The sequence below is a fragment of the Streptomyces sp. MST-110588 genome, assembly GCF_022695595.1.
Taxonomy (GTDB): Bacteria; Actinomycetota; Actinomycetes; order Streptomycetales; family Streptomycetaceae; genus Streptomyces.
The window spans coordinates 1,820,116-1,839,212 of record NZ_CP074380.1; the positions used below are offsets into that span (position 1 = coordinate 1,820,116).

Genomic DNA, 19,097 nt, shown 5'->3' on the forward strand with positions numbered 1-19,097 from the left:
CCGTCACGTCAAGCCGGACCGGCGTGAGGGGCTTACAGCGGCAGGACGACCCGTATGACCAGCCCGCCGCCCTCCCGGCCGGGCCGAGATCGTGCCGTCGTGGGCGCGCACCACGGAGCGCACGATGGACAGCCCCAGGCCCACCCCCTTGTCGCTGCCCGTTCGCTCCGTACGCAGCCGCCTGAAGGGCTCGAAGAGGTTCTCCACCTCGTACGCCGGGACCACCGGGCCGGTGTTGGAGACGACCAGCACCGCACAGCCCGGCTGTGCCTCGGTCGTGACCTCCACCCATCCCTGCTCGCGTACGTTGTAGCGCACCGCGTTCTGGACGAGGTTCAGCGCGATGCGTTCCAGCAGGACGCCGTTGCCCTGGACGAAGACCTCTTGGCGCACGCCCTTGAGCTCCACGCCCTTGACCTGCGCCTCCGCGCGGGTCTGGTCCAGTGCCTGCGAGGCGACCTCGGCGAGGTCGACCGGCCTCTTGTCCACGATCTTGTTCTCGCTGCGGGCGAGCAGCAGGAGACCCTCGACGAGCTGTTCGCTGCGCTCGTTGGTGGCCAGCAGCGTCTTGCCGAGCTGGGCCAGCTCCGGGGAGGCGTCCGGGTCGGCGAGCTGGACCTCCAGGAGGGTGCGGTTGATGGCCAGCGGGGTGCGCAGCTCGTGCGAGGCGTTCGCCACGAACCGGCGCTGGGATTCGAACGCGCGATCGAGGCGGTCCAGCATCTCGTCGAAGGTGTCGGCCAGCTCCTTGAGCTCGTCGTCCGGACCGCCCAGCTCGATCCGGCGGTGCAGGTCGGAGCCGGCGACCCGCTGGGCGGTCCGCGTGATGCGGCCCAGCGGGGAGAGCACCCGGCCCGCCATGGCGTAGCCGAAGGCGAAGGCCACCACGGTCAGGCCCAGCAGCGCCAGCAGGGAGCGGTTGAGCAGCACCCGCAGGGCCTCCGCCTGCTGGCGCTGGACGCACGCGTTGATGGCCTGGTTCAGGATGCCGGCGTTGTCCGAGGAGGACAGGCCCGGGCAGGTGACGCTGTCGAGCTGGAAGTCCCGGCCCACGGTGCCGTAGATCTTGAAGGGGGGCTGGCTGCCGTTCCTCAGGGCGGTGGCGGCCAGCATGTAGATGATCGCCAGCAGCACGATCCCGGCCATCAGGAACATCCCGCCGTACAGCAGCGTGAGCCGTATGCGGATCGTGGGACGCAGCCAGGGGAAGGGCCGCACATTGGCCGGCCGGGGGTCCCAGGTGGGCTTGGGCGGGGCCGCGGGCGGCGGGGCGGGCGTCTTGGAGAAGGAGGGCATCGCCGGTCAGATCCGGTAGCCCGAGCCGGGCACCGTGACGATCACCGCGGGCTCGCCGAGCTTGCGGCGCAGCGTCATGACCGTGACCCGTACGACATTGGTGAACGGGTCGGTGTTCTCGTCCCACGCCTTCTCCAGCAACTGCTCGGCCGAGACGACCGTGCCCTCGCTGCGCATCAGGACCTCCAGCACCGCGAACTCCTTGGGCGCGAGCTGGACCTCCTTGCCGTCCCGGAAGACCTCGCGGCGATTGGGGTCCAGCTTGATGCCGGCCCGCTCCAGCACGGGCGGCAGGGCCACGGTCGTACGGCGCCCCAGGGCCCGTACGCGGGCGGTCAGCTCGGTGAAGGCGAACGGCTTGGGCAGGTAGTCGTCCGCGCCGATCTCCAGGCCCTCCACGCGGTCGCTGACGTCACCGGAGGCGGTGAGCATCAGGACGCGGGTGGGCATCCCCAGCTCGATGATCTTGCGGCAGACGTCGTCACCGTGCACCAGCGGCAGGTCACGGTCCAAAACGACCACGTCGTAGTCGTTGATCTCGATCCGTTCCACCGCAGCCGCGCCGTCGTAGACCACGTCGACCGCCATGGCCTCCCGGCGCAGTCCGGTCGCCACGGCATCGGCGAGCAGTTGCTCGTCCTCGACGACGAGTACACGCACGTCGCTAGTCCTTCCTCACGGCCCCGGGGAGCAGGGCACAACAAAAGCTTCAGAGCCCTTCCATCCTGCCCGTAAGAGCCGTAAACCGGCAGTAAGGGGAAGGTCCGGCCCCGATCGGCGGGATTGCCGGCCCGCCTGAGGTTTCCCTGAGGTCCGGTGTGGGGAGGACGACTGCACATCCGCGATCACGCCCTGTAGGGCTGCATGCCGCTACCCGATCCACTCGCAGGGACCACGCCGTGATCGATGCCCTCCGGCCCCGGCCGCAGGGAACCCTCCCGGGCACACCCCCGTGCCACCCGAACCGACCCACGACGAGGGGGCGCACATGGACGCGTTCACCGCAGGCATTCTGCAGCGCATACGGAACACCGAAGCCGACCTGGACCGGGCCCGTGCCGCGGGCGACGACTTCCTCGCCGACGTCGAGCAGGCCGAGCTGGAAGACCTCCGGCGACTGGCCTCCGAGCACGGCGTGGAGGTCAGCCCGGCCAGGGTCTGACCTCCGGCGGCCCGTGACGGCTTGTGCCCGTCGGACCGCCAGGTATGCACGACGGCGCCCCGGTGCCCCGCGAGGGTGCCGGGGCGCCGTCGTGCGTTGCGCGGACGGTGGAGGTGTCCGGCGCTGGACCGGGCCCGGCGCGCGGGCCCGGCGCGGGTCGCGGGCCCGGGCCCTGCGGGGCGCCGTCAGTCGTGCCAGGCGCCCAGCTCGTCCAGGAGGGGCTCCAACTCCTCGAAGACGCCCGGGGAGGCCGCCAGGACCAGTTCGCCGGAGGCCGGCTCGCCCGGCCGGCCCCCGGTGCGCGCGCCGGCCTCCCGGGCGATGAGCTCGCCCGCCGCCAGGTCCCACGGGTTCAGCCCCCGCTCGTAGTACGCGTCCAGCCGGCCGCACGCCACGTCGCACAGGTCGATCGCGGCCGACCCGCCGCGCCGGATGTCACGCACCCGCGGCAGCAGCGTCCGCAGCACCTCGGCCTGGGCCGCCCGGCGCTCGGCGACATAGCCGAAACCGGTGCCGACCAGCGCCTGGGACAGCGGCGGCGCGGGGTGCCGGACACGGACGGGCTCGCCGTTGGCATGCGCCCCGCCACCCAGGACGGCCTGATAGGTCTCGCCGCGCATCGGCGCCGCCACGACGCCGACGATCACCTCGCCGTCCTTCTCCGCGGCGATGGACACCGCCCAGGACGGCAGCCCGTACAGGTAGTTGACGGTGCCGTCGACGGGGTCGATGATCCAGCGCACGCCGCTGCTGCCCTCGATGCTGGCGCCCTCCTCGCCCAGGAAGCCGTCGGCGGGGCGCTGCTCCGTGAGGAAGCCGGTGATCAGCTTCTCGGAGGCGACATCCATTTCGGTGACGACGTCGATGGGGCTGGTCTTGGTGGCGGCGACGCCGAGGTCGGCGGGCCGTCCGTCGCGCAGCAGGTTCCCCGCGCGCCGCGCGGCTTCCAGGGCCAGCTCCAGCAGTTCGTCCTTCAGGTGGTCCTTCAGGTGGTCCTTCAACTCGTCCTTCAGCGGATCGGACACGGTGCTCCTTGGTCGTACGAGAGCGTCGTACGGGTCGGACATACGGGTCGGACGCACGGGGCGTCGTCATGGGTGAAGGCCTGCGGGCGCTACGCCGGGGCGTCGGCGCCCGCGGCGGCCGGGCGCGGCGTACGGGCCGGGCAGCACCCGGCCGGGCACAGGTCGTGGCTGGGCCCCAGCGCGCCCAGGGCACAGCGCTCCGGGTTCCGCCCCCGCTCGGCGGCGGCACGCTCCAGGACCAGGTCGCGGACGGCCGCGGCGAAGCGCGGGTCGGCGCCGACGGTGGCGGCGCGGGCGACCGGCAGGCCCAGCTCGGCGGCCTTGTCGGCGGCCTCGGTGTCCAGGTCGTACTTGACCTCCATGTGGTCCGAGACGAACCCGATGGGGGCCATGACCACGGCCGGGACACCGGCGCCGTGCAGCTCCTCCAGGTGGTCGCAGATGTCCGGCTCCAGCCAGGGGATGTGCGGGGCGCCGCTGCGCGACTGGTAGACGAGCTGCCAGGGGTGAGCGGTGCCGGTCTCCTGGCGGACCTCCTCGGCGATCACCTCGGCCACGTCCAGGTGCTGGGCGACGTACGCGCCGCCTTCGCCGCCCTCGGTGTGGTCCTGCGGCGGGCCGGAGGTGTCGGCGGCGGAGAGCGGGATGGAGTGGGTGGTGAAGGCCAGGTGCGCCCGGTCGCGTACGGCTTCGGGCAGCTCGGCGAGCGCGGCGAGCACCCCGTCGACCATGGGGCGTACGAAGCCGGCGTGGTTGAAGTAGTGGCGCAGCTTGTCGACCCGGGGCGGCCGGAGGCCCTCGGCCTGGAGGGCGGCGAGCGCGTCGGCGAGGTTCTCGCGGTACTGGCGGCAGCCGGAGTACGAGGCGTACGCGCTGGTGGCCAGGACGGCGATGCGGCGGCGGCCGTCGCGGACCATCTCGCGCAGGGTGTCGGTCAGATAGGGCGCCCAGTTGCGGTTGCCCCAGTAGACCGGCAGGTCCAGGCCGTGTTCGGCGAAGTCCTTGCGCAGTGCCTGGAGCAGCTCGCGGTTCTGCGCGTTGATGGGGCTGACGCCGCCGAAGCGGAAGTAGTGCTGCCCCACCTCCTTGAGCCGTTCGCGGGGGATGCCCCGGCCGCGGGTGACGTTCTCCAGGAACGGAACGACGTCGTCCGGTCCTTCGGGGCCGCCGAAGGACAGCAGCAGCAGGGCGTCATAGGGAGCGGCGTCGGGGGTGGTGTCCGGGCCGGGGCTCCCCCCGGCGGAAGGGGCGCGGGACTCGCTCTGTTCAGGCATGTTTCGATCCTGCCACCCTCCTCCCGGCAGCGCCGTGGGACCCCCTGGGCGGGGAGGCGGGCGCGGAGGCAGGAGGGGACGCGGAAAGGGGGCGCGAACAGGGGGCGCGGGGGCGCGGAAATCCGGAGGCGCGTGCGCCCCTGCACCCGTAAGCTGTATCAACCCCTGTCATGCCTTACTGGTCGCCGGTCGCGCCGGCCACCGGTCCTCATCCGGCGGAGCGCCCCTTGCCCAGTCCCTACCGCGCCATATTCGGCCGCCCCGGCACCGTGGCGTTCTCCGCCGCCGGGCTGCTGGGCCGGATGCCGCTGTCGATGCTGGGCATCGGCGTGGTCACGATGGTCTCCCAGCTCACCGGCCGCTACGGCCTGGCCGGGGCGCTCTCGGCGACGCTTGCGCTCTCCGCCGCCGTCCTGGGCCCGCAGGTCTCCCGGCTGGTGGACCGGCACGGCCAGCGCCGGGTGCTGCGCCCGGCCACCTTGCTGACCGTCACCGCCGTCGCGGGACTGCTGCTCAGCGCCCAGCAGGGCTGGCCGGACTGGACGCTGTTCGTCTTCGCCGCCGGGGCGGGCAGCATGCCGAGCGTCGGCTCGATGGTGCGGGCCCGCTGGGCGGCGATCCACGACGGCTCCGCCCGGCTCCTGCACACCGCGTACTCGTGGGAGTCGATCGTCGACGAGCTCTGCTTCATCCTGGGGCCCATCCTGTCCATCGGGCTGTCCACGGCGTGGTTCCCCGAGGCGGGCCCGCTGCTGGCGGCCGTCTTCCTGGTGGCCGGTGTCCTGTGGCTGACCGCGCAGCGCGCGACCGAGCCCGTACCGCATCCGCGCGAGGAGCACACCCGGCAGTCGGCGCTGCGCTCCCCCGGTCTCCAGGTGCTGGTGGCGACCTTCGTGGCCACCGGAGCGATCTTCGGCGCGGTCGACGTGGTGACGGTGGCGTTCGCCGAGGAGGCCGGCCACAAGGCCGCGGCCAGCGTGGTGTTGGCGGTCTACGCCCTCGGATCGTGCGTGGCGGGCGCGGTGTTCGGCCTGCTGCACCTCAAGGGTGAGCCGTCCCGCAGGTGGCTGGTGGGCGTCTGTGCGATGGCCGTGAGTATGATCCCGCTCCAACTGGTCGGGAACCTCACGTTTCTGGCCGTGGCGCTCTTCTTCGCGGGTCTGTCCATCGCACCGACGATGGTGACCACCATGGCCCTGGTCGAGCAGCACGTACCGCGCGCGAACCTGACCGAGGGAATGAGCTGGACCAGTACCGGGCTCGCGGTCGGGGTGGCGCTCGGCTCGTCGGCCGCCGGCTGGGTGGTGGACGCGGCCGGGGCCGGCGCGGGGTATCTGGTGCCGGCCGTGGCGGGGGCGCTCGCGGCGGTGGTGGCGTTCCTCGGATACCGCCGGCTCCGTCCGGCGCCGCAGCGGGAGGGCTCGGCCCTGTCGCAGGCAAGGGGAGGGATGAGCACGGATGACCCAGGTACGAGGGACCGGAGCGAACGGGGCCGGGACGAATCGGTCCGGGGCAGAGCGTCCTGAAGCAACAAGGCCCGGGAACCGGCCGGGCGCGGCACGCGGCAGCGGGAGCGGGAGCGGGCCGGGGACCGTATGGCGCAACTGGGCGGGGAACATCACCTCCCGTCCCGTACGGACCGTGGTGCCGTCCACCACCGAGGAGCTGGCCGCCGCGGTCCGCCGGGCCGCCGCCGACGGGCTGACCGTCAAGGCGGTGGGCACCGGCCACTCCTTCACCGCGGTCGCCGCCACGGACGGACTGCTGATCCGCCCCGAACGGCTGTCCGGCGTACGGGAGGTGGACCGCGCGGCGGGCACCGTGACCGTGGGCGCCGGCACCCCGCTCAAGCACCTGAACCGGACCCTGTCCGCGCACGGCCTGTCGCTGACCAACATGGGCGACGTCATGGAGCAGACCGTCTCGGGAGCCACCAGCACCGGCACCCACGGCACCGGCCGGGACTCGGCCTCGATCGCCGCGCAGATCAGGGGCCTTGAGCTGGTCACGGCCGACGGCTCGGTGCTCACCTGCTCCGCCGAGGAGAACCCGGAGGTCTTCGCGGCGGCCCGGGTGGGTCTCGGCGCGCTGGGCGTGATCACGGCGATCACCTTGGCGGTGGAGCCGGAGTTCCTGCTCACGGCCCGCGAAGAACCGATGCCCTTCGAGCAGGTGACGGAAGAGTTCGATCAGCTCGTCGCCGAGAACGAGCACTTCGAGTTCTACTGGTTCCCGCACACCGGCAGTTGCACGACCAAGCGCAACAACCGCAGCCAGGGCCCGGCGGCGCCGCCCGGCAGGATCAGCGGCTGGATCGAGGACGAACTGCTCTCCAACGGCGTCTTCCAGATCGCCTGCTCGGTCGGCCGGACGGTGCCGGCCGCCATACCGGGCATCGCCAAGGTCTCCAGCCGCGCCCTGTCCGCCCGTACGTACACCGACATCCCGTACAAGGTCTTCACCACGCCGCGCCGGGTGCGCTTCGTGGAGATGGAGTACGCGCTGCCGCGGGCGGCGGCCGTCGAGGCGCTGCGTGAACTGAAGGCGCTGGTGGAGCGCTCCGCGTTCCGGGTCAGCTTCCCGGTGGAGGTACGGACCGCGCCCGCCGACGACATCCCGCTGTCCACCGCCTCTGAGCGGGACACGGCCTACATCGCCGTGCACATGTACCGGGGGACGCCGCACGCGGCGTACTTCGCCGCCGCCGAGCGGATCATGGTCGCGCACGGCGGACGGCCGCACTGGGGCAAGCTGCACAGCCGCGACGCCGACTACCTCCGCGGTGTCTACCCGCGCTTCGGGGAGTTCACGGCGCTGCGGGACCGGCTGGACCCGCAGCGCCTGTTCACCAACGCCTACCTGCGGCGCGTCCTGGGCGAGTGAGGAGCGGCGGCCGTCCCGGGCGGGCGGGGGCGAGCGGCGCCGGCGGCCGGCTCAGGAGGACTTCGGGTCCGGGGCCTGCCGGCCGTCCTGCGAGCCGGGCCGCTGCTGCCCGCTCCCGCCTCCGTCGGCGGCGCCGCCCTCGGCACCGCCGCTCTTCCCCCGGTCGCCGGTGCCGGAACCGGAATCCGAGCCGGAGCCCGAGCCGGAACCGGAGCCCGAGCCGCTCTTCGAGCCGCCGTCCGACCCGGTGCCCGTACCCGTGCTCGGCGAGCCGCCGGTGCCGGGCGACGGGGGCGGGGAGGAGGTGCCGTCCCGGGACGGCGAGGAGTGCGGTGACGCGGAGGGGTCCGCGCCCGCGGAATCACCGGTTCCGCCGTCGGTGCCTTCCTTCTTCCCCGAGGACTCGCCGGGGCCGGGGGTCGCCCCGCCGCTGCCGTCGCCCGCTCCGTCACCGGGCGAGCGGTCCTCCGAGGTCGAGCCGTCCGGCTTCTTCGGCGCGTTGTCCTTGGAGCCGGCCGGATCGATGACGCGCCCCAGGGAGCTGCCCGTCCCGCCGTCCGCCGCGTGCCCCGTCGCCAGTTCGATCCCCGTCACGACGCCCATCGCCAGGACGAAGACCGCCAGCGCGGCGAGGACCGGTCGTTTCCAGCCACGCATCCGCGTCCCGTACGTGGCCGAGGTGAACTCCCCCGTGCCCCCGGAGGCGGCGACGGCGGTCGTCCCGTCCGGCGCGCCCGTCCGGTCGTACGTGGGCAGCACCACGGTGGGGTCGGCGGGCGGCGGGAGGGCGGCACCTGGCCCGTACGGGAGCGGCGCGGTCCGGTCCGGGTACTGACCGTGACTTCCTTGAGCTGCTCACCCGTACGCCGGAAGAAGTGCTGGAAGACCGGGCCGCCGGTGGTGGCCACCACGCTGACCAGGCCCGCTCCGACGATGGTCCCGTAGACGCCGAGCCGGCCCGCGAGGAAGGCGGCCATCGCCGCCGCCAGGGAGCTGCCCGCGACCTGGGCCAGGCTCAGGTCGATCCGCTTCCCGCCCTTCTCACCCTTCTCGCCGGCCCCCTTCTCCTTTGTGCCGGTATCGGTTCGCTCGTCCATCTCCCGCCCTTGATCGGCCTTTCGATCCGTCTTGCACGGAGAAGGGACCTTCAAACGGCGGAGTTAGTTCCGAATCGGACCAATCTGTGAACCTCGCCACCCTGCTTTGTGTAGAGAGATCGACAAGACGACCCAACTCCCTTGACTTGCGAGAAGTTCGGCGGCGCGGCGGTCCACCTCAGTGGCCCGAATGGAGTACTGTGGCGAGCCCTGGCCCCGGAACCCGTCCGGCTGCCCGGACCCACGGGAGGGGCCCTGAAGGCGACACTCACCCGGGGGCGCCGCCGTTCGGAACGGGTCGATCGGGCCCAGGGCAGGACATGGTCACTGAGCGTTGCGAACTGGTAACCGTGTCATAACGGCGTTTCTGGGCCAAGCCCCGACACGCCGGGTAACTCGGCAATGTTGTGGCAGGCTGCACCCGGGCAGGCCACACTCGACTAGCGGAAGCAGCGACGCACGTGACGTCGGCAGGCACCACCCGGGAGGTCCCCATGCCCGAACTGCGTGTCGTGGCCGTCTCCAACGACGGCACACGGCTGGTGCTCAAAGCTGCGGACAGCACCGAGTACACGCTTCCGATCGACGAGCGGCTGCGCGCCGCGGTCCGCAACGACCGCGCGCGTCTGGGCCAGATCGAGATCGAGGTCGAGAGCCATCTGCGTCCGCGGGACATCCAGGCGCGCATACGGGCCGGTGCCTCCGCGGAGGAGGTCGCCCAGCTCGCCGGCATCCCCGTGGACCGCGTACGCCGCTTCGAGGGCCCCGTGCTCGCGGAGCGCGCCTTCATGGCCGAGCGGGCCCGTAAGACGCCCGTACGCCGGCCCGGCGAGAACACCGGACCGCAGCTCGGCGAGGCGGTGGCCGAGCGGCTGCTGCTGCGCGGCGCCGACAAGGAGTCCGTGCAGTGGGACTCCTGGCGGCGGGACGACGGCACCTGGGAGGTGCTGTTGGTCTACCGCGTGGCCACCGAGCCGCATTCGGCGAGCTGGACGTACGACCCGCCGCGACGGCTCGTCCAGGCGGTGGACGACGAGGCGCGGGCGCTGATCGGCGAGACGGACGACACCCCCGAGCCGAGCTTCCCCTTCGTACCCCGCATCGCGCGGCTGCCGCGTGACCGGCCGCTGGACCGCGCCCTGGACCGCCAGATGCCGGACCGCGACCGGGACCGTTCCGAGCGCGACCGCGCCAAGGTGTCCGCCGAGGACTCCGGGAGCGGCGAGGAGAACACCGCCGGTGAGCGGGAGCGCGAGCGGGACTCGCTGACGAGCCTGCTGGAGGCCGTGCCCAGCTTCCGGGGCGACATGATCGTGCCGGAGTCCGCCAAGACGGCGCAGAGCGATGAGCCGGCCGCGCAGGCGGAGGTCGAGGAGCCGCCCGCGGCGAGCGCCGGCGCCGGTTCCGCGTACGCCGACGTGCTGATGCCCAGGGCGGTGGCGGGCCACCGCGACCGGCTGACCGGGACGACCGACCGGCAGGCCGAGGCGGACGGCGTACGGCCGGGGCGGCGGGCCGCCGTGCCGAGCTGGGACGAGATCGTCTTCGGGACGCGGCGCAAGAAGCCGGAGTAGGAGCGGGGCCGGGAGCCGGAGGCCGGCCGGCCCGTTCCACCAGGAGGTTCGCAGCGCGATCAGCAGGTCCGCAGCGCGATCAGCCCTTCCGTGCCGCTGTGTGCCCTGTACCTGCGCGCGTACGGGGCTGCCGAACTCCGCACGCCGTACGGCCTTGCCGCCGTACGCCGTACCGCCGCATGCGGCCCCACAAAGCCCACCGCGCCGCGCTTCCCGACCCCTGACGGCGGGCCCGCGTGCGTCGCCGTACGCGCGCCCGGCGCCCGCGCCCTTGCGGCACTCCCCCCGGTGCCCCTTGGCACCGGTACGCCGCCGGCCTCACCCGTACGGCCCAACCGCCCCTGATTTTTTTGCCGGGGCGCACGGGGTACGGGCGCGAGCCCGCCGTCGCCCGAGCCGCGCCCCCTTCTTGCCGGCTTCTTGCCGGCTCCCGCTCAGCCCGGCTGCGGTCCCGTGGCGACCGGCCGCGACGCGTCCGAGGACCACTCGCTCCAGGAGCCGACGTACAGCGCGGCGGGCACGCCGGCGATGGCCAGGGCGAGGACTTCGTGGGCGCCCGAGACGCCCGAGCCGCAGTAGACGCCGACCTCCGCGCCGGCCGTCGCGCCGAGCGAGGAGAAGCGTTCGGCGAGTTCACCGGGCGCCCGGAAGGTCCCGTCGGGCGCGAGGTTCTCCGTCGTCGGGGCGCTGAGCGCGCCCGGGATGTGGCCGCCGACCCGGTCGATGGGCTCCACGTCCCCCCGGTAGCGCTCGGCCGCCCGTGCGTCCAGCAGGACACCGCGGCGGGCCAGGGCCGCCGCGTCCGGCGCCGTGAGCAGGGGCAGCGCGCCGGGAGCGGGGGTGAAATCGCCCGGTACGGGTTCCGGTACGTCGGTGGTCAGGGCGCCGCCGGCCGCGGTCCAGGCGGCGAGGCCGCCGTCCAGGACCCGTACCGAGGAGTGCCCGGCCCAGCGCAGCAGCCACCAGGCGCGGGCCGCGGCCCAGCCCGCCGCGGGGTTCTGTGCCGGGACCTCGCCCGGCCCGCCGTCGTACACGACCACCTCGCTGTCCGCGCCGATGCCCGCCCGGCGCATGGCCGCGGTGAACACCTCCAGGTCCGGCAGCGGGTGGCGGCCGGCCGGACCGGAGGGGCCCGCCAGTTCGCCGTCGAGGTCGACGTAGACCGCGCCGGGCAGATGGCCGGCCGCGTACTGCGGACCTCCCGGCGGCCCCCCGAGCTGCCAGCGGACGTCCAGCAGGACCGGCCGGGCCTTCCCGGGCTGCCCGCCCGCGAGTTCGGCCATGAGTTCGGTCGCGGTGATGATGACAGTCATGGCGCCCATCCTTGCGTAGCGACCCCTACGCGCTGAAGCCCGGCGTCCGCCCTGCGCACGACGGACAACGCCCGTCGGCAACAGCATCGGCAACAGCGCCGAAACGGAAGCGAAACATCAAATCGGGCAATCTCCTGTGGGAACGCGCCGAAGTCGGCGCGGCCGGGGCGCGTAGCAGGTCCGGTGGTGCGAGCATCGGCTCGGGGCCGGATCCAGTGACGTACCGACCCCGCACGGTCACCATCCCGAGGGTCCGAGGAGCAAGTGACGATGACGACGGAGGCAGCGGCCCGGCGGACGCCGGGCGCGCCCTGCTGGGTAAGTCTCATGGTGCACGGCCTGTCCGCCACGCAGAAGTTCTACAGCGCTTTGTTCGGTTGGGAGTTCGGGCCGGGGCCGCAGCACTTCGGCCCGTACGTCCGTGCCTTCCTCGGCGGCCGGGAGGTGGCCGGGATCGGCGAGCTGGCACCCGACCGGCATCTCCATGTCTCCTGGACCACCTATCTCGCCAGCGACGACGCGGACGCGGCGGCCGAGCGCATCCGCTGCTGCGGCGGCACGGTCGGCGTCGGTCCGCTGGACGCGGACCAGGAGGGGCGGATGGCCATCGCCTCCGACCCGCAGGGCGCGGTCTTCGGGCTCTGGCAGGGCAAGGCGATGCAGGGTACGGCGGTGGCCGGGGAGCCGGGCACCCCGGTGTGGAACGAGCTGGTGACCAGGGAGACGGACGCGGTCGGGGCCTTCTACGAGACGGTCTTCGGCTACGAGACCGAGCCGGCCGCGACGGCCGGGGTGGATTATCTGACGCTGTACCTCAAAGGGCACGCGGTGGCGGGGATCCACGGCGTGGGCGACGCGCTGCCGCGTGACCGGGGGCCGCACTGGATGACGTACTTCGCGGTCTCCCACACCGATGCCGCGGTACGCCGGGTCGCGGAGCTGGGCGGGCGGGTGCTGCGGGGGGCGCGGGACTCCGCACACGGGCGGCTGGCGACCGTCGCCGACCCCGAGGGCGCGGTCTTCACGGTGATCGAACCGTACGAAGACCCGGAAGACCCGGCAGAACCAGCAGGACCAGCAGGACCGGCGGGCCCGGCGGGCCCGGCGGGCCCGGCGGGCCCGGCGGACCCGAACGAGTGAGCGGGGAGAGCATGCGGCGGTCCGGGTTATCCGGTAGGGATGGACCATCGGCTCCACCTAACGGTGGCCGCGAGCCTGCCACGTCACCCGTGTCGACGCGCTGGGGCCCCCTGCGTTTAGCGCGCGGCGTCGACCGGCAGGACGTCCGGTGACAGGGCCGCCGCGTGGGCGGTGGCGGAGGTCTGGCGGCGCCGGTGGTGACGCCGGCACAGCACCTCGTAGCCGACCTCGGCCCGCGGGTCGTCCACGTCGCCGATGACGACCTGCGCGCCCTCGACGACCATCCTTCCCCCCACGGTACGGGCGTTGTGCGTGGCGCGGGCGCCGCACCAGCACAGGGCCTCGACCTGGAGTACTTCCACCCGGTCGGCCAGTTCCATCAGGCGCTGCGAGCCGGGGAAGAGCTTGCTGCGGAAGTCGGTGGTGATGCCGAAGGCGTAGACGTCCAGGTCCAGGTCGTCCACGACGCGCGCGAGCTGGTCGATCTGCTCGGAGGTGAGGAACTGGGCCTCGTCGGCGATGACGTAGTCGACACGTCCGCCGGAGGTCAGATGGCCGACGACATGCGCGTAGAAGTCCATGTCGTCCGCCGCCTCGACCGCCTCGGTGACCAGGCCGAGACGGGAGGAGAGCTTGCCCCGGCCCGCCCGGTCGTTGCGGGTGTAGATCATTCCTTGCAGGCCGCGGGCCGAGCGGTTGTGCTCTATCTGCAGAGCGAGGGTGCTCTTTCCACAGTCCATCGTTCCGGAGAAGAACACCAGCTCGGGCATAGGGGGTTGCGGGCCTTTCGGGCTCGTGCGCAGGGCGGATGCGGAGGGGGCGGGTCGGGCGGCAGGTCGGGGGCGTTCGGGGCGGCGGTGCGCGGCGGGGTCGGCTCAGGTACGGACTTCCAGGAGCGGGACCAATTGTTCGACCGGGGTCATCGAGCCGTGCATGCCCACCATCGCGGACTCCCCGGGCTCGGACTCGGTCGCGACGACCACCATGTCGGCGTGCGCGGCGGCGACGACGTCACCGATGCGCTCACGGACCCGGTCCTCCACCCGTGGCCCGAACCACCCGGCGGCGATGGCCTCTTCGCGGCTCGCCACCCACATCTGCTCGCCGACCACCTCACGCCAGACGGCGAGCACGTCGGCGGCGGCGCCGGGGTGGGCGTACACATGCCGGGCCCGTCCCTCGCCGCCCAGCAGCCGCACCCCCGCGCGCAGCTCCCAGTCCTCGTCGAAGTCGATACGGGACTCCGGGCCGAAGGGGATGTCGATCATGCCGTGGTCGGCGGTGATGTACAGGGCGGAGCGGGGCGGGAGTTGTTCGGCCAGGCGCTGCGCGAGACGGTCGACGTACATGAGCTGTCCACGCCAGGCGTCGGAGTCGACGCCGTAGCGGTGGCCCTTGCCGTCCACCTCCGCGTAGTACGTGTAGACCAGCGAGCGGTCCCCGGCGGCCAGTTGTCTGGCGGCCAGGTCCATCCGCTCCTCGCCGGAGAGCCGGCCGTGGAAGGTGCCGCCGCTCAGGGCGATCTCGGTGAGCGGGGTGTGCTGGAAGTGCGGGGAGGAGACCTGGCAGGTGTGGATGCCGGCCGCGTCGGCGAGCTGGAAGACCGTCGGGTACGGCTGCCAGGCGTACGGGTCGGTCCAGGGCTGCCAGCGGAGCTGGTTCATCAGGACGCCGGCGGCCGGGTCCTGGCAGGTGTAGCCGGGCAGGCCGTGGGCGCCGGGCGGCAGTCCCGTACCGACCGAGGCCAGCGAGGTGGCGGTGGTGGACGGGAAGCCGGCGGTGATGGGGCGGCCGGTGTTGTTGAACGAGGTGCCGAGGAGGGACGTCAGGAACGGGGCCTCGTCAGGGTGGGCGCGGAGCTGCTCCCACCCGAGGCCGTCGATCAGGAAGACGCAGGCGCGGTCGGCGGGGGTCAGGTCCATGCCCGGGTACGCGGGTGGGGCCGGGTCCTCGGGGGCGTCCGGGCCGCCCGGGTTCGGCACCTCCGGTACGGCGTGCGGCAGCAGGCCCTGGCCCGCGACGATCGCGGGGAGCAGGTCGGCGAGCGAGCCGGTGCCGTACCGGGGAACGGGAGCCGTCGCCGGGTCGAGCGGTTCGGGTTCGGGCCAGGCGGGGGCGGCGGAGTGCGCCATCAGCGGGCGGTGGCGGTGGCCGCGGTGGCCTCGGAGAGCGCCTGGGCGAAGGCGAGGGTCTGGCGCACGGTGTCCGGGCCGTCGCCCGCCTCGCTGACCCGCAGCGAGAGGTCGTCGGCGGTGGAGGAGCCGGTGTAGCCGTGGTCCGCGTCGCAGTCGGGATCGCCGCAGCTCGCGGGCTCCAGGTCCAGCCGGGCGACGGCACCCCAGCCGATGGTCAGGACGACCTCGCGGGGCAACTGCCCGGGGGTGTAGGACTCGGGGTTGGCCACGACGCGGCTGAGCACCACGGAGGAGATCCGGCCGAGCTTGACGGACTCGGTGGAGGTGGTGGCGTACGGCGAGGGGGAGGTGGCGTCGGCGGCCTGCTCGTCGGTGTGGCTGACGATGAAGCGGGTGCCGGTCAGGACGAGGACCGTGACATGGCGGCGTACCTCGTTGGCGTCGAAGGTCGTCTCCTGGTGCACCAGGTACGAGACCACGGGTTCACCGCCGACCGCGGCCTGCACCGCCTCGGCCACGAGTGCCGGGTAGTAGCCGCTGCGCTCGATCGCCGCGCGCAGCCCCTGGGTCGTCGTACCGGTCTTTGCCATGGGGTCCATCCTACGGGGCGTACCGGGCTGTATGGGTCTGCGCGCTTCAGTAGGCGGGCAGCCGGCGGGGGCCGAGGTCGGTGGTGGCCGGGGGGCGGGCCAGCCGGACGACGGCCTCCAGCACCGAGACGCCGTGCGGAGCGACGACGACCGGTTCCAGGTCCACGCCGACCACCTCCGGATGGTCGTCGACCAGCCGGGAGACGCGCAGCAGCAGCTCTTCGAGGGCGGCGGTGTCCACGGGCTGGGAGCCGCGCCAGCCGAAGAGCAGCGGGGCGGTGCGGATCGACCGTATCTGCCCGGCGACGTCACGGTCCGTGGCCGGGATGAGCCGGTGGGCGGTGTCACCGAGCAGTTGGGAGGGGGCGCCGGCCAGGCCGAAGGTCAGGACGGCGCCGGCGGCGGGGTCGATGGCGGCGCGTACGAGGGTGTCGACGCCGCGCGGCACCATGCTCTGGACGACCGGGCGCAGCTCTTCGGGCGTGCCGAGGGAGTCGGTCAACTCCGCGTAGGCGCGGCGCAGTTCCGCCTCGCCGGGCAGGTCGAGCCGGACACCGCCGAGGTCGGGGCGGTGCCGCAGGTGGGGGGCGGTGGTCTTCAGGGCCACCGGGTAGCCCAGGCCGGCGGCGGCGCGGACGGCGGCGTCCGGGTCGGGCGCCGGGAGGGCGGGGCGGACGTGGATGCCGTAGCGGGCGAGGAGGGCGCGGGTGGCGTCGGGCGGCAGCGGGACGGGCCGGGCGGGGTCGGCGTCCCGGGTGAGGTCGTTCAGCAGCCGCTCGATGTCGGCTCCGGCGGCGGCTTCCTGGATGTCGTCGTACTCCGGCACCCGGCCCGGCTCGGCCGCGTCCTGGCGCCACTGCGCGTAGCGCACGGCCTCGGCCAGGGACCGTACGGCCCGCTCGGCGGCGGGGTAGGCGGGGATTCTCGGGGCGATGGGGATGGCGGAGGTGGCGGGGGCGACAGAGGTGGCGGAGTCGGCAGGCACGGTGGGGGGCCGTACGGGGGCCGTGGAGCCGCCCTCCTCGGTGGGCGGCCGGAGTTCCGTACCGGTGTCCGGGCCCGGGTCCGTACCCGGCGGCAGGCCGGTGCCCAGGGCCTCGGCGAGGGCGTCCATGGCGAGGTGGACGACGGCCACCGGCTTGGCCGCGCCGCCGCCGGCCGCCTCGCGCAGCGCCGTGGCCAGGGCCGCGCCCTCGCCCGGCACGGCACTGCCGCCCTCCCCCACCCAGGGGATCGCGGTGACCACGACGGCGTCGCAGCGGTCGTCGGCCAGGGCTTCCTTCAGGGCGGTACGGAAGTCGCCGGGGGTCGCCGAGGAGGCCAGGACGTGCGGGCGCAGGGGCCGCAGCCCTTCGGTGAGACAGGCGTCGTACGTCAGCAGGGCCAGCGCCTCGGAGTTGCCCAGGATCGCCACCCGCGGGCCCGTGGGCAGCGGCTGGGAGGCCAGCAGCAGTCCGGCGTCGATCAGCTCGGTGACGGTGTCCACCCGCAGTACGCCGGCCTGGCGCAGCAGGGCGGAGACCGTGCTGTCGGGGATACGGGTGGTGGGGACGGTGTGTCCGGGCGGGGCGGTGCCGTTGTGGCGGGCGCCCTTGGCGACGACGACCGGCTTGACGGCGGCCGTGCGGCGGGCGAGGCGGGTGAACTTGCGCGGGTTGCCGATCGATTCGAGGTAGAGGAGCGCCACGTCGGTGTCCGGGTCCTCGTACCAGTACTGCAGGAGGTCGTTGCCGGAGACGTCCGCGCGGTTCCCGGCGGAGACGAAGGTGGAGATGCCGCAGATCCCGCCGTCCCCCGGGCCGCGCTGGTGGAGGCCGCTGAGCAGGGCGATGCCGATCGCGCCGGACTGGGTGAACAGGCCGATCCGGCCGGCGCCGGGCATCTGGGGTGCCAGCGAGGCGTTGAGGCGGACGGCCGGGGCGGTGTTGATCAGCCCGAAGGCGTTGGGACCGATCAGGCGCATGCCGTACGAACGGACCTGGCGCAGCAGGTCGCGCTGACGCTCCCGGCCCGGCGGCCCGGACTCGGCGTACCCGGAGGAGAGGATGACCAGGCCCTGGACGCCGTGTTCGCCGCAGTCCCGGACCACTTCGGGGACCTGGGCGGCGGGCACGGCAAGGAGGGCGAGGTCGACGGGCTCGGGGATGTCCCGGACCCGCCGGTAGGCCGGTACGCCCTCGGGCTCCAGCCTGCCGCCGCTTTCGGGGAAGGCGTGGTTGACCGCGTACGTACGGCCCGTGAAGCCGGAGCCGAGGAGGCTGCGCAGCGCGGAGCGGCCGACGCCGCCGGGGGTGCGGCCCGTACCGACGACGGCGACCGAGCCGGGGGCGAGCAGGCGCTGCACCGAGCGGGCCTCGGCACGCTGCTCACGGCCGCGCATCACGGCCATGGACCGCTCGGTGGGCTCCAGGCCGAACTCCAGGCGGACCACGCCGTCTTCGAAGGTGCGCTTGTGGGTGTAGCCGGCGTCCGTGAACACCTTGATCATCTTGGAGTTGGCGGGCAGCACCTCGGCGGCGAAGCGGCGGATGCCGCGCTCCTGGGCGACGGCGGCGATGTGCTCCAGGAGGGCGGAGGCCACACCGCGGCCCTGGTGGGCGTCCTGGACGAGGAAGGCCACCTCGGCCTGGTCGGCGCCGGGCTCCTTGGCGGGCAGCCCGCGCTCGTCGATGCGGTCGTAGCGGACGGTGGCGATGAACTCGCCGCCGACGGTGGCCGCCAGGCCCACCCGGTCGACGTAGTCGTGATGGGTGAAGCGGTGCACGTCGCGGTCGGACAGGCGGGGATAGGGCGCGAAGAAGCGGTAGTACTTCGACTCGTCGGAGACCTGCTCGTAGAAGGAGACCAGCCGCTGGGCGTCGTCGGGCGTGATGGGGCGGATCCGGGCGGTGCCGCCGTCGCGCAGCACCACGTCGGCTTCCCAGTGCGCCGGGTAGGCGGACTCCGACAAGGTCGACATGCGCACAGCGTACGACCCGCCACCGACAACCGGCTCGGCATGCGTGCCCGTACCGCGCGGGCAGGCTGAGCGGGCGGGAGGGATACCGGCCGAAAGGCGGGGAAGACGACCGCCGGGCGCGGAAAAGGCGAGGTCAGGGCGCGGGAAAGGAGAGGCCGGGACGTGGCCGCGCCGGAGCACTCCCAGCAGCGTGCGACACTGGTCTAGACAACCCGCAACGACTTGAAGGGCAACACCATGGCTGAGCGCCGCGTCAATGTCGGTTGGGCCGAGGGTCTGCACGCCCGCCCCGCCTCGATCTTCGTCCGTGCGGCCACCGCCGCCGGGGTGCCCCTGACGATCTCCAAGGCCGACGGCAAGCCCGTCAACGCCGCTTCCATGCTCGCGGTGCTGGGCCTGGGCGCCCAGGGCGGCGAGGAGATCATCCTGGCCTCCGAGGCCGAGGGCGCCGACGCCGCGCTGGACCGCCTGGCCAAGCTCGTCGCCGAGGGCCTGGACGAGCTGCCCGAGACCGTCTGAGCCCCGAGCCGGGCTCCGGTCCCCGCGGGCCCTTCGGGGACCCCGGGATCCGGCACGCGCGGCCCTGTCGCAAAGACCGTACGACGGTCGCCGCGGCAGGGCCGTTTTCTTTGCAGACACCTGCTCGCAG

15 protein-coding genes and 2 pseudogenes are annotated in these 19,097 nt (G+C 73.4%); 6 read left to right on the forward strand and 11 right to left on the reverse strand.

Annotation, left to right across the window (positions count from 1 at the left end; all coding sequences use genetic code 11):
• Positions 1 to 32 precede the first annotated feature (32 nt).
• A pseudogene (locus tag KGS77_RS07985) lies at positions 33 to 1,296 on the reverse strand (HAMP domain-containing sensor histidine kinase).
• Positions 1,297 to 1,302: 6 nt separating this feature from the next.
• Positions 1,303 to 1,956 (reverse strand): response regulator transcription factor, encoded by a 654-nt coding sequence (locus tag KGS77_RS07990; protein WP_242579817.1) that lies wholly within the window; start codon positions 1,954 to 1,956, stop codon positions 1,303 to 1,305.
• A gap of 328 nt (positions 1,957 to 2,284) precedes the next feature.
• On the opposite strand from KGS77_RS07990, the gene KGS77_RS07995 reads away from it, so the two are divergent.
• On the forward strand, positions 2,285 to 2,458 hold the full coding sequence (locus KGS77_RS07995) for a hypothetical protein (RefSeq protein WP_242579819.1): 174 nt from the start codon (positions 2,285 to 2,287) through the stop codon (positions 2,456 to 2,458).
• Between the two features lie 185 nt (positions 2,459 to 2,643).
• On the opposite strand, the gene KGS77_RS08000 is transcribed toward KGS77_RS07995, so the two are convergent.
• Both KGS77_RS08000 and KGS77_RS08005 read right to left on the reverse strand, forming a co-directional pair.
• Positions 2,644 to 3,447 carry an inositol monophosphatase family protein gene (locus KGS77_RS08000; protein WP_242587349.1) on the reverse strand — a complete coding sequence of 268 codons (804 nt, stop codon included), beginning with the start codon at positions 3,445 to 3,447 and terminating at the stop codon, positions 2,644 to 2,646.
• A 125-nt stretch (positions 3,448 to 3,572) separates the two neighbouring features.
• On the reverse strand, positions 3,573 to 4,757 hold the full coding sequence (locus KGS77_RS08005; RefSeq protein ID WP_242579821.1) for a ferrochelatase: 1,185 nt from the start codon (positions 4,755 to 4,757) through the stop codon (positions 3,573 to 3,575).
• Between the two features lie 227 nt (positions 4,758 to 4,984).
• Between KGS77_RS08005 and KGS77_RS08010 the strand changes: the two genes are divergently transcribed.
• Together KGS77_RS08010 and KGS77_RS08015 are read left to right on the forward strand one after the other, a co-directional pair.
• The gene (locus tag KGS77_RS08010; protein ID WP_242579824.1) at positions 4,985 to 6,283 is read left to right on the forward strand and encodes an MFS transporter; all 1,299 of its coding nucleotides are present in this window, start codon (positions 4,985 to 4,987) and stop codon (positions 6,281 to 6,283) included.
• Positions 6,284 to 6,347: 64 nt separating this feature from the next.
• Positions 6,348 to 7,640: pseudogene (locus KGS77_RS08015) on the forward strand (D-arabinono-1,4-lactone oxidase); the annotation flags it as partial.
• A gap of 51 nt (positions 7,641 to 7,691) precedes the next feature.
• Here the strand turns inward: KGS77_RS08015 and KGS77_RS08020 are convergent.
• Positions 7,692 to 8,297 (reverse strand): hypothetical protein, encoded by a 606-nt coding sequence (locus KGS77_RS08020; RefSeq protein WP_242579825.1) that lies wholly within the window; start codon positions 8,295 to 8,297, stop codon positions 7,692 to 7,694.
• The gene (locus KGS77_RS08025) at positions 8,231 to 8,737 is read right to left on the reverse strand and encodes a hypothetical protein (RefSeq protein ID WP_242579826.1); all 507 of its coding nucleotides are present in this window, start codon (positions 8,735 to 8,737) and stop codon (positions 8,231 to 8,233) included. The genes KGS77_RS08020 and KGS77_RS08025 overlap by 67 nt, the downstream gene beginning before the upstream one ends.
• Positions 8,738 to 9,231: 494 nt before the next feature.
• Here KGS77_RS08025 and sepH point away from each other — a divergent pair, with 494 nt between their 5' ends.
• Positions 9,232 to 10,311, forward strand: coding sequence for a septation protein SepH (gene sepH / locus KGS77_RS08030; protein WP_242579827.1), 1,080 nt, complete (start codon positions 9,232 to 9,234; stop codon positions 10,309 to 10,311).
• A gap of 434 nt (positions 10,312 to 10,745) precedes the next feature.
• Here sepH and KGS77_RS08035 read toward each other — a convergent pair whose 3' ends face one another.
• Positions 10,746 to 11,624: a sulfurtransferase gene (locus KGS77_RS08035; RefSeq protein ID WP_242579828.1), complete on the reverse strand. Its 879-nt coding sequence runs from the start codon at positions 11,622 to 11,624 to the stop codon at positions 10,746 to 10,748.
• 270 nt (positions 11,625 to 11,894) lie between these two features.
• Between KGS77_RS08035 and KGS77_RS08040 the strand changes: the two genes are divergently transcribed.
• Positions 11,895 to 12,764 (forward strand): VOC family protein, encoded by an 870-nt coding sequence (locus KGS77_RS08040; protein ID WP_242579829.1) that lies wholly within the window; start codon positions 11,895 to 11,897, stop codon positions 12,762 to 12,764.
• A gap of 116 nt (positions 12,765 to 12,880) precedes the next feature.
• On the opposite strand, the gene KGS77_RS08045 is transcribed toward KGS77_RS08040, so the two are convergent.
• The 4 genes from KGS77_RS08045 to KGS77_RS08060 form a co-directional block, all read right to left on the reverse strand.
• The gene (locus KGS77_RS08045; RefSeq protein ID WP_242579831.1) at positions 12,881 to 13,534 is read right to left on the reverse strand and encodes a thymidine kinase; all 654 of its coding nucleotides are present in this window, start codon (positions 13,532 to 13,534) and stop codon (positions 12,881 to 12,883) included.
• Positions 13,535 to 13,639: 105 nt separating this feature from the next.
• Positions 13,640 to 14,896, reverse strand: a complete 1,257-nt coding sequence (locus KGS77_RS08050) for a nucleotide pyrophosphatase/phosphodiesterase family protein (protein ID WP_242579834.1) — start codon at positions 14,894 to 14,896, stop codon at positions 13,640 to 13,642.
• Complete coding sequence (locus tag KGS77_RS08055) at positions 14,896 to 15,489, reverse strand: DUF5998 family protein (protein WP_242579841.1); 594 nt, start codon at positions 15,487 to 15,489, stop codon at positions 14,896 to 14,898. Before KGS77_RS08055 ends, KGS77_RS08050 begins: the two co-directional genes overlap by 1 nt.
• A 46-nt stretch (positions 15,490 to 15,535) precedes the next feature.
• Positions 15,536 to 18,448 (reverse strand): bifunctional GNAT family N-acetyltransferase/acetate--CoA ligase family protein, encoded by a 2,913-nt coding sequence (locus tag KGS77_RS08060; protein WP_242579842.1) that lies wholly within the window; start codon positions 18,446 to 18,448, stop codon positions 15,536 to 15,538.
• A 237-nt stretch (positions 18,449 to 18,685) separates the two neighbouring features.
• On the opposite strand from KGS77_RS08060, the gene KGS77_RS08065 reads away from it, so the two are divergent.
• Positions 18,686 to 18,967 carry an HPr family phosphocarrier protein gene (locus tag KGS77_RS08065; protein WP_242579843.1) on the forward strand — a complete coding sequence of 94 codons (282 nt, stop codon included), beginning with the start codon at positions 18,686 to 18,688 and terminating at the stop codon, positions 18,965 to 18,967.
• The last annotated feature ends 130 nt before the right edge of the window (positions 18,968 to 19,097 follow it).